At 35.1% G+C, this 13,516-nt stretch carries 11 protein-coding genes; 7 read left to right on the forward strand and 4 right to left on the reverse strand.

Annotation, left to right across the window (positions count from 1 at the left end; genetic code table 11):
- The 4 genes from AB8B65_RS19600 to AB8B65_RS19615 all read left to right on the forward strand — a co-directional run.
- On the forward strand, positions 1–756 hold a 756-nt coding region (locus tag AB8B65_RS19600; RefSeq protein ID WP_405302976.1), incomplete at its 5' end, for a chloride channel protein.
- 13 nt (positions 757–769) lie between these two features.
- Positions 770–1,291, forward strand: coding sequence for a hypothetical protein (locus AB8B65_RS19605; protein WP_405302977.1), 522 nt, complete (start codon positions 770–772; stop codon positions 1,289–1,291).
- Positions 1,292–1,302: 11 nt separating this feature from the next.
- Entirely contained in the window at positions 1,303–1,542 is a 240-nt protein-coding gene (locus tag AB8B65_RS19610) for a hypothetical protein (protein WP_405302978.1), read from the forward strand.
- 80 nt (positions 1,543–1,622) lie between these two features.
- Positions 1,623–1,817, forward strand: coding sequence for a cold-shock protein (locus AB8B65_RS19615; RefSeq protein ID WP_405302979.1), 195 nt, complete (start codon positions 1,623–1,625; stop codon positions 1,815–1,817).
- A 105-nt stretch (positions 1,818–1,922) separates the two neighbouring features.
- Here the strand turns inward: AB8B65_RS19615 and AB8B65_RS19620 are convergent, their stop codons facing one another.
- Positions 1,923–2,378 (reverse strand): nucleoside deaminase, encoded by a 456-nt coding sequence (locus AB8B65_RS19620; protein WP_405302985.1) that lies wholly within the window; start codon positions 2,376–2,378, stop codon positions 1,923–1,925.
- A gap of 83 nt (positions 2,379–2,461) precedes the next feature.
- Here AB8B65_RS19620 and AB8B65_RS19625 point away from each other — a divergent pair, with 83 nt between their 5' ends.
- Positions 2,462–4,231 carry a 1-deoxy-D-xylulose-5-phosphate synthase gene (locus AB8B65_RS19625; protein WP_405302980.1) on the forward strand — a complete coding sequence of 590 codons (1,770 nt, stop codon included), beginning with the start codon at positions 2,462–2,464 and terminating at the stop codon, positions 4,229–4,231.
- 289 nt (positions 4,232–4,520) lie between these two features.
- Here AB8B65_RS19625 and AB8B65_RS19630 read toward each other — a convergent pair whose 3' ends face one another.
- The 3 genes from AB8B65_RS19630 to AB8B65_RS19640 form a co-directional block, all read right to left on the reverse strand.
- Positions 4,521–4,697, reverse strand: a complete 177-nt coding sequence (locus tag AB8B65_RS19630) for a hypothetical protein (protein ID WP_405302981.1) — start codon at positions 4,695–4,697, stop codon at positions 4,521–4,523.
- 238 nt (positions 4,698–4,935) lie between these two features.
- Entirely contained in the window at positions 4,936–7,740 is a 2,805-nt protein-coding gene (locus AB8B65_RS19635) for a T9SS type A sorting domain-containing protein (protein WP_405302982.1), read from the reverse strand.
- A gap of 45 nt (positions 7,741–7,785) precedes the next feature.
- Positions 7,786–9,129, reverse strand: a complete 1,344-nt coding sequence (locus AB8B65_RS19640; RefSeq protein ID WP_405302986.1) for a deoxyguanosinetriphosphate triphosphohydrolase — start codon at positions 9,127–9,129, stop codon at positions 7,786–7,788.
- A 249-nt stretch (positions 9,130–9,378) separates the two neighbouring features.
- Between AB8B65_RS19640 and AB8B65_RS19645 the strand changes: the two genes are divergently transcribed.
- The gene (locus tag AB8B65_RS19645) at positions 9,379–10,581 is read left to right on the forward strand and encodes a porin (protein WP_405302983.1); all 1,203 of its coding nucleotides are present in this window, start codon (positions 9,379–9,381) and stop codon (positions 10,579–10,581) included.
- 76 nt (positions 10,582–10,657) lie between these two features.
- Positions 10,658–13,243 carry an anion permease gene (locus AB8B65_RS19650; protein WP_405302984.1) on the forward strand — a complete coding sequence of 862 codons (2,586 nt, stop codon included), beginning with the start codon at positions 10,658–10,660 and terminating at the stop codon, positions 13,241–13,243.
- Positions 13,244–13,516: the final 273 nt, after the last annotated feature.

The raw sequence follows: 13,516 nt of genomic DNA on the forward strand, positions 1-13,516 counted from the left end.
ACTTTTGCGGCTGGCGGTTCGGGCGGAATTTTTATTCCGACAATGGTCATGGGAAGTGCGTTGGGAAATGTGGTTGCAAAAGTGATCAATCAGTTTGGATTTACCGTTTCGGAAGCTAATTTCACTTTAGTTGGTATGGCAGGATTAATTGCAGGTGTGTTACATGCACCATTAACTGCTATTTTCTTGATTGCCGAAATTACGGGCGGTTATGATTTGTTTGTTCCGTTGATGCTTACCTGCGCGATTTCGTTTCTCATCACAAAAAACCTATTAAATTATACTATTTATACCCGCGAATTGTCTGCTACAGGTGATTTGTTAACACATAACAAAGACGAAACCGTATTGACTTTAATGGCTTTAGACAGCGTTATTGAGAAAAACTTTAGCATCATTCAGCCACAAATGACCTTAGGAAAAATGTTGCATGAAGCAGTAGCGAAATCGAATCGAAATTTATTTCCTGTCGTTGATGATGAAGGAAATTTGGTGGGCATTATTTTGTTGGATGATATCCGCGAGTTTATGTTTGATACTTCTTTGTACACTTCACTTCACGTGGATGACATTATGCACAACGCGCCCGATTATATTATTTATGAAACGGATAATATGAAAACCGTAATGAAAAAATTTCAAGATAGTAGTGCATGGAATTTGCCCGTTTTGAAAGATGAAAAATATTACGGATTCGTCTCAAAATCTAAATTATTAACGGCGTATAGGAGAAAGTTGATTACTTTTACGCGGTAACTAAAAATTTTATATGAAATTCGCTATAAGCATTTTTCTAATTTTATTTTCAACTTCAATACTACATTCACAAGAATTAAAAAAAGTTGAAAGAGATGGTTTTTCTATAGAATTTCCAAATCATTGGGAAGAAAAAGAAACTCCAAATCATCTTATTTATATTAAGGAACAAGAGTACAAATCTTCAGGGTTTGCTGTTACAATCGAATTACAAATCACAAAAAATAACGTAACACTATCAGAATTCACTAAAGGATTTGAAGCTGATATATTGAAAAGCAAATCTTTCAAAAACTTTGAATTTAAACTCAAAAAGGAAGTAATGTATGGTGAAAAAAAAGCAATGCGTTATTTTTGTAAAGCGGAAGCTTCACATATTCCTTTAGAGATTTTTATGATTGCTATGGAACATGATGAAAAAATTGTTTTAACCAAAGCAACCGCATTTTGGATGGATCCATCAAAGAAGACTCAAGACTTTATCCAATTAATGAAGAAAGTTGAAGCCATTTTAAATTCGATCAAAATTGACTAAAAAATAAACAAATGAAATACATTCTTATCATCTTAATTGTTGCCTTATTGGGCGTTGGAATTTTCGCTTACAATTATGAATTTGCCGAAGAAAATTTCGATCAGAAAGTAATTGGTATTTGCGTTTTAACGTTTTCATTTATTTGGATGCCGCTCTTTATTTACCATCGCTATAAAAATAAAAAGAAGGAAGATTTTATACTTTCTAACGAAAATATGAAAGAAATGAATGAATTTTCTCGAAAAAAATAATATAAAAAGTACTTTTCATTTGTGTGGTTTTGCTTGAAAAATAGTAACTTAGTTATTATTAATTTTATTTTTTATCACAAATGACTGGTACAGTTAAATTTTACAATGAAGACAAAGGTTTTGGCTTTATTACCAACGACGACACAGGGAAAGACATTTTTGTTCATGTTTCCAATTTAAATGGCTTAGTATTAGCCGAAGGCGATAACGTTTCCTATGAAGAGGAAGAAGGTCGCAAAGGAATGGTTGCAACACAAGTACAAATTATTGAATAAGTTGTTCAAAAACCCACCATTACAAGCTATGCGCGCAATATAAATTGCGCGTTTTTTTATGGATTTACATTTCGGCTCCGCTCAATGTTCTATGCCAAAAAAAATTTAATTTAAATTTCTCTTTTGAATAAAAAATTGTTTCATTAAAGTTGAAGCTTCTGCTGCCATAATTCCGCCTTTCATCACCGTTTTTGGATGTAGTTTTGTGTTTAGCTGAATGCAACCGCGTTCTTCATCGCGCGCGCCATAGACAATGTTTGATATTTGACTCCAATACAACGCACCTGCACACATTTGGCAAGGCTCTAAAGTGACATACAGTGTGCACCTTTTCAAATATTTTCCACCTAAAAAATTCGCTGCTGCAGTAATGGCTTGCATTTCGGCATGCGCCGTCACGTCGTTTAAGGTTTCTGTTAAGTTATGTCCACGCGCAATCACTCGATTGTCAATTACAATGACAGCACCGACAGGAACTTCGCCTTTTTCAAACGCCATTTCGGCTTCTTGTAGCGCTTTTTTCATAAAGTAGTTGTCGTCGTAAATGTTTTCGAGTTGCATGTGTAAAGAATTATAATGCAAAATTACTAAGTTTTTAGTGAACCAAGTTCAAAAATCGTAATTTTACCATTCTTAATTCGCGCATGAAAAATTTACTTTCACATATAAATTCACCAATCGATTTACGGAAGCTTCCAAAAGCAGCTTTGCCACAAGTCGCAAAAGAATTGCGTGAGTTTATTATTGATATTGTGTCTGTGAAAGAAGGTCATTTAGGCGCTAGTTTGGGCGTGGTCGACTTGACAATTGCGCTGCATTATGTGTTTGATACACCAAATGATCTGCTTGTTTGGGATGTGGGACATCAAGCATACGGACATAAGATTTTAACGGAACGCAAAGACGTTTTTCATACGAACAGACGAAAAAACGGAATTTCTGGCTTCCCAAAACGTACTGAAAGTGAATATGATACGTTTGGTGTTGGACATTCGTCTACAGCAATTTCCGCAGCGTTAGGAATGGCAATTGCATCCAAGTTACAACAAGATTTTACGAAACAACATATTGCCGTGGTTGGTGATGCTTCTATTGCAAGCGGAATGGCATTTGAAGCCATGAATCACGCTGGTGTAACCGATACAAATGTGTTGATTATTCTGAATGATAACGCCATCGGAATTGACCCAAGTGTCGGCGCATTGAAGCTATATTTGACGAATGTAAAGAAAGGAACCCAGAAACAAGATAATATTTTTGAAGCCTTAAATTTTAATTATTCTGGACCGATTGACGGACACGATATTTTTGCCGTTGTAGCCGAATTGGAACGTTTGAAAACCGTGCAAGGTCCAAAGTTTTTGCATGTGATTACTACGAAAGGAAAAGGACTTCGCAAAGCAGAAGAAGATCAAGTGAAATATCATGCGCCAGGGAAGTTTGATAAGCATACTGGCGAATTGAAACCAAAAGATACTGCACATTTACCACCAAAGTTTCAAGATGTTTTTGGATATACGATTGTAGAACTGGCACAAGAAAACGAAAAGATTGTCGGAATTACGCCTGCCATGCCTACAGGAAGTTCGCTGAAGTTTATGATGGAAGCGATTCCCGATAGAGCGTTTGATGTCGGTATTGCCGAACAACACGCAGTTACACTAGCTGCTGGAATGGCTACACAAGGTCTGATTCCGTTTTGTAATGTGTATTCTACGTTTTTGCAACGCGCGTACGATCAGGTGATTCATGATGTGGCGTTGCAGAATTTACCTGTAATTTTTTGTTTGGATAGAGCTGGTTTGGTTGGTGAAGATGGCGCTACACATCACGGTGTGTTTGATTTGGCGTATTTGCGTTGCATACCAAACCTCATCATTTTTGCTCCTTTTGATGAGATTGCGCTCAGAAATATACTGTACACAGCACAACTTGGTTTGGAACATCCGATTGCAATTCGCTATCCAAGAGGTCGCGGATCGGTTGTAGATTGGAAACAGCCTTTTGAACCAATTGCTATTGGAAAAGGACGTTGTTTGAAAGCAGGCACTAAAATTGCCGTTTTGAGTGTTGGACATATTGGAAATATGGCAAAAACGTTGATTGATGAAATGGATTTGAGCAATGAAATTGGATTGTATGATATGCAGTTTGTGAAACCGCTAGACGAAACATTATTGCATACAATTTTTAACCAATATGAAAGTATTGTTACACTTGAAAATGGTGTGATTAAAGGTGGATTTGGAAGTGCTATTGCTGAATTTTCAACAAAAAACAACTACATAAATACACTTCATCTTCGTGGAATTCCTGATGTGTTTGTGGAACATGGAACAGTTGCGGAATTGCATGATGAATGCGGAATTTCGGAAGACGCTTTAAAGAAACTCATAGTTTCATTACTACATTAAGCAATAAAGCTTTCTAAATTAAGGGTAACAATTTATAACTTATTGCACTTAGGCATATAACATTAAACCATTTTATTATAAAAAACAAAATTTCACTTCATTGAAGTTAAACAAGAAATCTATTTCTGAGATTCAGGGAAAGACATCTCTCGATCGAATTAAAGGAGGAGGAAACACATTTATGATGGCTGATTGTAAATTATCAATTTTTCATCATTGTACTTAATTGAACCGAAAAAGCGAATCTTGTAGTAAGATTCGCTTTTTTATTTTTGTCAGATCAAAACAACTATTTAAAGTTATAGTGCAGTTTATTTTCTGATGAATTCAGTTGTTTTTTTTCATCTATTTTGGCAGGAACTTCTTTTTGCGATGCTTCTTTTTTCTTTTTACTACTAAGCATGTAGCCAATAATAGCTAGAAATAGTAAAACTATAAATACCCTTCTCTTGTTTATTTTGTCCATAGTTTAGATAGTGAGAATGCTAAAATTCTTTCGTGCTAAAGTACTATCTTTTGGTAAAAATTTCACGATACAATATAAAAAAAGAGGCAGTCTGGAAAGTTTTAAAAGTCGTCATTCTGGACTTGATCCAGAATCTCATAAAGCTGATTTTCAACTGTTATGCGAAACCGAATCAAGTTCGGTTTGACGAAATTATGTCTTTTTAGACAGCCTCTTTTGTTTTTAGCAATGTTGTTTGTTATTGAATAACTATTTTTTGTGTTTTTATAGCATCATTTTGTTGAATTTTTAGAATATAAATTCCTGAGGATAATTCAGAAAGATTCAAGTTTGACGCTGTATTTCTACTTAAATTTAGTTCCGTTACGCTTACTTGTTGTCCTGCAATTGTGTAAGCAGTGATTGTTGTTTTTCCGCTATTTTTTGCTTTAAGCGTCATATTTCCGTTTGAAATTGTTGGATAGATAGAAAAGCTATTTGCTGCACTAAATTCTTCTGTACTTAGTATTCCTGGTAAGAATTGACCTGTAAAGAAACCTCTTCCGTAGGTTGTAGCAAGTACTTTGTTGTCTGCTGCTCTTAAATCTAAATCTAATACTGGCACAGAACGCATTCCGTTGTCAGAACGTATCCATGTTGGACTTGCCGTATTGAAGTTTGATGATCTCCAAACTCCTAAATCTGTTCCTATGATTACCTCTGCTCCATCTGGCACTAATGGATTGCTTAGTATGGTTATTACAGGTAAATCTGGTAAGTTTCCATCTTTTTGTTCCCAAGTTAGTCCTGCATCTGGCGAATACCAAACATTGTTTACTCCGTAGTTATGAAATGTAACATATAAATCGTCTTCTGTTTCTCCGAATTCGATATCAGAAATACTTCCCACAAATCCTGGATCTTGTACGTTTGACCAAATTCTTATGGTAGTCAATGCTGCTTCAATTTTTAATAGACGTCCATTACGAAGTCCTGCATACAATGTTTGTCCGTCAGTAGACGCTTTAAAAGCTGAAGGCTGACTGTTCAGTAATGCATTTGTTAAATCGGCTCTGACAATGTTTACAGGTCCGTTGGTTATGTTTGTAAATTGCCCTATACGTGGCGTATTACCAAGTGTTGTATTTGCGTATAAAGTATTTGTGTTTTTGTCTAATTCGGCTGTATTGATAAAATCACCACTATTTCCATCATTAGCAATAAAATAGGCTCCTGAAAAGTTTAATCCTGGATAAGGAATAAAGGCATGACTTAAAAATGGAAAGGATGCAATCATGTATCCGTCTTCGTCATCGATATCGGTAAATGCGCCATCTCCTCCTAAAAATTCGGTTAAACTGTTTACACCAGCAGTAGCATCTAAGGCAATTAAACTTCCGTTGTCTTGTGTTCCTCCTGCAAAGTCATCTCCATCAGCAGTATCTAAAGCGCCAATGGCACCATAGTAAAACTGTGTTACATTGTAGTTTAGGTTTCTAGGTTGAATCGCATTTGCATTTCCTGCTGCGTTTACAAAATCGGCACTGTAATAAACACCTCCATCATTTCCTATGATTGCTTGCGTGTTATCATTTGGACGAAAAACGATTGCGTGTTGATCTGCGTGTACAAAAGAAGCGGTAATATTCTGTTGTCCGCCGCCGGTTTGCCATTTGGAAATTTGATCCCAATCATTATTAAAAGCATCAAATTTGAATAAATCGATACCACCTACATACAGGTTGTCGTTTTCGTCTACTTCGATAGGTAAGTTGTAAAATGCTTGTTGTCTTGTATAGTCAGATGCTGGAATTCCGGTATCTGCATCATTTGGCTCTACTAAAAGTGTAATAGAAGTAAAGTTATCTGTTGTTTGGTATAAGTTTGCTTGCGATCCGCTTCCTACATCAGCCGCAACCCAAAATGTACCTGGCGTTATGGACGATGGTTCTAATTCTGTACGTTGTGTATTTGGCAAAGCGAATACGAGATTAAATGTGTTCCCATCGGTGGAAGAAAAAATTGATCCTCCTGGATTTCCGAAGTAGTCACTTGTTGTTGCCAACCAAATATTATTATCCAAGTCGATTTCAATGTCATTTGGATTCATGTAGCTTCCATCCATATATTGAATTGGAAAACGTGACCAGGTAACACCGTCATCATCTGATTTGTACAAACCTCTTTCGTCAAAACCTAAGATATTTAACGGCGTGCCAGATTCACCATATACGGCACTTGCTACAGCTGCATATATTTCTGTAGTTCCGTTGTTGTTTCTTGCAACAAGATCGTTTATGTAAAATATACCATCTACAAAAAATAAGCCTCCTGTATCGTTAGATGTTCCTGCATTTCCGCCCAACATTTGTTGCCAAGTTACACCACCATCTGTAGATTTGTATATTCCGTTTCCTACGGCAGCTCCGAATGTATACGATTCTCCAGAAGCTAAATACATTGTGTTTGAGTCATTCGGATCTGATATAATTACCGTAACTGAAACATTTCCTGATAATCCTTCGACTAGTTGCCAAGAAGAGTTTGCATCTGTAATGTCGTCATTTACCCATAATCCGCCTGAAGTTCCACCGGCAAATACACGTGTGTAATCATCGGCAGGATCTGCGTTATTTATGTCATTAGGATCAAACATTAAAGCTCTTGTACGACCTCCAATATTGTTTGGACCTCTTTCTTCCCAAGTATTATCAATAGCATCACCTGGTGCACGACCTTGAAGGTTAAATTGTTCTATTTGTCGCTCTATTTCTTGAATATTTTCAGGAGTAGGTCTTCCCAAACTAGGATTCATCGTTAGTTCCCACCTTTGTTCGTTGTAAGCGTTTGGGGGCAATCCTTTTGCTTTACGTGCTGTTCTGGTGAGTTTTTGTGTTTCTTTAAAAGGACTGTCTGCTAAAAAATTAGCATGTTTTTCTTGTGGTGTAATGCTTGTTATTACACTTTCTTTTTCTTTGCTAACAAATGTTTCACTAAGAGTATACCCTAATACTCCAAGAAATAAAAGACCTGCAAGTGCCTTTATTTTTGTTTTCTTTCTCATTAATTTTCTTTTTTAATGTAGTTTAGAGGCTATATTTTATAAAATCTATACAGTTTTTGCTGTAAGTTTATTGAATAGAATTACCGCTTTACTATCTGATAATGTAGATATGTAATTGGTAATATTCATAAGTCGATTATACAAATGGTTTGTTTGGTAGTCTACATTTTCAGGTAAAACTTTCAAAATTAACTTATCATAATTTGAAAGTGAGTCATTATGATGGTTTTCTACAGCAGTGATAAAGGTATTAAGTAGATGTTGCAATACATGATATCCTGTAATTTCTTTTTCTATGACTTCGCTACTTTTGTATATTTTATCAACACTTATTTTAATAATATCATCTATTTGCGCTTTGTATTTGCTTTTTTCCATCAATCCAACAGAAAATTCTCCTGCACAAATAGCTTCTTCATTTTCCAAGAAAATACGTACTGCGTCTTCTATAAGCGTGTTGATCGATAACGCTCTTAAGTAACTCAAGCGATCTTCACGATGTTGTAATAAGCTATATTTTTCTTTCTGAATAGTATCTCGCACCAAATTGATTAAATATTCGAGTGCTTTTTCTTCTTGAATTAACCCAAGATTGATTCCATCTTCAAAATCGATAATTGTATAACAAATATCATCGGCAGCTTCAACCAAAAATGTTAGTGGATGTCTTGCATAGCGAATGTCGTCTCCTTTTCCATGCGATGCTAAACCGAGTTCATTGGCAACATCGGTAAATGCTTCTTTTTGCGACTGAAATATTCCGTATTTTTTATCGGCAATGTGTGTTGTTGGTTTTTTTGGCAGCGATTGTTTCGGATATTTCATAAAAGCGCCCAACGTTGCATAGCTTAATCGCAAGCTTCCGTCTACACCTTTGCGGTTTTCGGTTAAAATTTTAAATCCGTTTGCATTTCCTTCAAAATCGCATAAATCTTGAAACTCCTTTGGTGCTAATTTTGATTGAAATTGTGTGCCGTTTCCAATTTTAAAGTATTCACCAATCGCTTTTTCACCTGAGTGACCAAACGGCGGATTTCCTATATCATGTGCTAAAGCTGCCGCAGCGACAATAGCCCCAAAATCATTGAATTGAAATCCGTGAACTTCTTTTAGATGCGGATATTTTTCTAAGAGTTTTGTTCCAACTTTTCTACCCAAACTTCTTCCCACAACCGATACTTCCAAACTGTGTGTAAGTCGTGTGTGCACAAAATCTGTTTTAGATAGCGGAACCACTTGCGTTTTATCTTGCAAGCTTCGGAAAGCAGATGAAAAAATTACCCTGTCGTAATCAACTTCAAAACCCAATCGGGTTTCATCCTGTTCTTTACGCAACCGCTTATGGGTATCTCCGTGGCGTTTTAACGAGAGTAATTGTTCCCAATTCATGTAGAAAGTAGCATTTTTACGTGCAATATACCACATAAATAATAGAAATGCCAATTGTATGTATTTCTAGATATTGCATTGTTGTTTTTGTTTTAAAAAAACCATTACAATTACTTAACCCCGGATTAACATTAATTTAACAAAGTATGTCTTTATTTGCGTTGAAATCAACGCAAATAAAATTTAAGATATATGATCAAAGTTTACGATTTCTTATCGTAAAAATGATCATTTTTTTTACACCTAAAAATGAAAAAAGTACAGTTATTATTAAGTGCAATTATTTTATTCTCTGTTTATTGCGCACAAGCACAAGAAGTAAAAGCCCCTAAATTCGGAAAAGGAATTTTTGATATTAAGGGAGAAGATGACAGTTGGAGCATGAATCTTTCCGCTAGAATGCAATTTTTAGCTATTTCGGAATGGGAAAGTGAAGATGGTAACCTTGCAAATCCAGAATCAAACTTTCTTATCCGAAGAGCACGTTTAAAGTTTAAAGGATTTGCCTTTTCTCCAAAGCTTCAATATAAAATTGAATTAGGATTGTCTAACAGAGATATTGGAGGCGCTTCCGAATTTACAAACAATGCACCACGCTATATTTTAGATGCTGTGATTAAGTGGAATTTCTATGGAAATTTTACACTTTGGGCAGGACAAACTAAATTACCTGGAAACGTAGAACGTGTTATTTCTTCGGGAGATTTATCATTGGTAGATCGTTCGTTAGTGAATAGTCGATTCAATATAGATCGAGATGTAGGAGTACAATTAAGACACCATTTTAAACTTTCGGAAAACTTTATAGTTAGAGAAAAGGTATCTATTTCTCAAGGTGAAGGAAGAAATGTAACTACAGGAAACCTTGGTGGACATCAATATACAGGAAGAATAGAAATGCTCCCTTTTGGCTCTTTTAAAGGAAAAGGAGAACTTAAAGGAAGTGACTTGGTAAGAGAAGAAAACTTCAAATTAGCTGTTGGAGCAACCTACGATTTTAACAATAACGCCGTAAAAACTAGAAGTAACTTAGGTTCATACATGGAAACTGATACTGGTTTTTATGAAACAAACATCAATACCTTTTTTGTAGATGCTATGATAAAGTATCGAGGATTTTCATTTATGGGTGAATATGCTAGTAGAGATGCAAAAGATGCTGTTGCAAAAAATGCTGATGGAACCGCAACAGGAGCTATTGTACAAATAGGAAACGGATTAAACCTACAAGCTGGATATTTATTTAATAACAATTATGAAGTTACTGGACGATATACCAATATTGATCTTGATAGAATTACTGGAAAAGGCCTAGAACAACAATATACCTTAGGAGTTTCTAAGTTTATTGTTGGTCATAAATTAAAAATTCAGACAGATATTAGCTACTTGTCTAAAGAAAATAGTAATAACCAATTAATGTACAGATTGCAATTTGATGTCCATTTCTAAAAGAAGATATAACCTTTAGGTAACATTAACTTTGAAGACACTATTGATATTTGCATATTATTTTTAAACCCATATTATGGAGAATATTTACTTATACATGATCATTGCCCTTGCTATTTTGGCTGTTGCCGATTTAGTAGTAGGTGTTAGTAATGACGCTGTAAATTTTTTAAATTCTGCAATAGGTTCTAAAGCCATTTCTTTTAGAACACTTATGATTGTAGCGAGTCTTGGAGTTGCTATCGGAGCCATTTTCTCAAGCGGATTGATGGAAGTAGCCCGAAAAGGAATCTTTAATCCGGGAGAATTTATGTTTTCAGAAATCATGATTATTTTCATGGCAGTAATGATTACAGATATTTTACTGCTCGATTTCTTTAATTCTATAGGATTACCAACATCAACAACAGTTTCTATTGTATTTGAATTGTTAGGTGCATCTGTAGCCATTGCATTGATAAAAATTGGTGCTAATGATGCTGAAGATGTTTCAAACTTAACAAAGTATATAAACACAGGAACCGCAACAAAGATTATATTCGGAATTATTCTGTCGGTCTTTATAGCCTTTACCATAGGTGCCATTGTCCAATGGATTTCCAGACTTATATTATCGTATAACTTTGAGAAAAAAGCGAAATGGGTTGGCGCACTGTTTGGTGGTATCGCTTTAACTGCAATTACCTATTTCATTTTCATGAAAGGAATCAAAGGAACTGCATACGCAAAAGCGATTGTCGATACTGTAAACAATGTTCCATTAAACAACCTACTTGAATGGGGGAATGAATACTTAGGAACTTCGTTTGAAACCTTAGAAGGCTCTAAGGGATTTCTTGAAAAGACCAAAGATTTAGTGAAATTTGATGGAGACACAGCTTCTTTAACATTAAGAGGTTTTCTTGAAAAATATGTACTTCCAATTGTAAGTATAAGTATGGTTTTCTGGTCGTTATTATCGTATGTATTAATGAATTTCTTTAAGACGAATATCTACAAATTAATTATTGTTGTAGGAACGTTTGCATTGGCATTGGCATTTGCAGGAAACGATTTAGTGAATTTCATCGGACCATCAACTGGAGCATTTCAAGCATATACAGATTTCATGGATCCTTTGATAAATACGCAAGGTTTGTCGGCAACTAAGTTCCCGATGGATAGTATTGGTAAAAAAGTAACGACTCCTACATTCCTTTTAGTAATTGCTGGATTAATTATGGTGGTGACATTATGGTTTTCGACCAAAGCTAAAAATGTGGTAAAAACATCATTAGATTTATCGAGTCAAGGTGAAACTAAAGAGCGTTTTCAACCTAACTTTTTATCTAGGGGATTTGTAAGAATGGCGATGGGAATGTCTAAAATGACCTCTTATATTTTACCTGAATCATGGCAACGAAAAATAGAGAAGCAATTTGAAACGCCTGTAATTGCGTTATCTAAAGACAAAACATACGAGATGCCAGCTTTCGATATGGTAAGAGCCGCAGTAAACCTTATGGTTGCTGCTGTTTTAATCTCTCTTGCAACTTCTTTAGGACTTCCATTATCCACAACGTATGTTACGTTTATGGTTGCTATGGGTACATCTTTGGCAGATAGAGCTTGGGGAGCTGAGAGCGCTGTATATAGAGTTGCTGGTGTATTAAATGTTATTGGCGGTTGGTTCTTTACCGCATTAAGCGCATTTACCGCAGCTGGCTTAGTAGCCTTCCTATTAAACTTGAATATAGAAATAATGTTTCCTATACTATTAGTAGTCGCTATTGGATTACTCGTAAGAAGCACTATTGTTTACAATAAAAAATCGAAAGTAGCAAAAGCGGAAGATCAATTACAGAAAACAGAAAGTAGTTCTGTACAAGGTGTTATTCACGAAAGTGCAGATAATATTGCAAATGTTGTAAAACGTGGAAACAGAATTTACACAAATGCAATTAACGGTTTGGCTAAACAAGATTTAGCAATGCTTAAAAAGAATAAAAAGAACATTGTAAAGCTTTCTACCGAAATTGATGAGCTGCGTGACAATATCTTTTATTTCATTAAAAATCTGGATGAATCAAGTATTGGTGCAAGTAACTTCTACATTAATATTTTAGGATACTTACAAGATATGACACAATCATTAGAATACATTTCTAAAGTAAGTCATAAGCACATTAATAACAATCACAAGAAATTAAAATTCAACCAAATTAAAGAGTTAAAACAAGTTGATGAAGCATTAGAGAATTTATTTAATGATACAAATGCTGCCTTTAACTCACGTTCATTTGAACAAATTGGTGATATTTTAGAGAATAAGAAGCAAGTTTTTGATTTGGTATCTCAGAAAATTCAAGTGCAAGTAGCGCGCACAAGAACGGAAGAATCTAGTCCAAAGAATACAACGCTATACTTTAGCTTGTTATTAGAGACAAAAGATTTACTAAACGCAACCATGAACCTTTTAGAAGAATATCATGATGCTCACGATGCTTCTGTAAAACCTGCAACAATTTCAATTGAAGAAAGTACTACAGTTCAAGAACAACCAGAAGCAAAAACGAAAGAGGTAAAAACTCCTGAAGCTAAAAAACCTGCTTCAGACACACCTGAAAAAAAACCTACCAAAAAGCCAGAATCAGATACTGGCGAGGCAGGAAAAACTGAATAGTATTTTTATACCTAAGCATAGTTAAAAAACACAGCCGCGCGCTGTGTTTTTTTTGTTTCACAAAAATTTTAGTCTGTTTATACCGTTCTTTCATCTGATTAAAAATAACTATCTTACACTTCATTAATTTTTAGCGTATCTACCCATGAACAAATCATTTTTTACCTATATTTTTCTTTTAGCTGTCGCGATTTCCTTCGCACAAGAACTTACAGGTCCTAAATTACTAGCAAAATCTATTCAATACCACGATCCTAACGGAAATTGGAAAAC

It is taken from the genome of Kordia sp. (genome assembly GCF_045105435.1).
GTDB lineage: Bacteria > Bacteroidota > Bacteroidia > Flavobacteriales > Flavobacteriaceae > Kordia.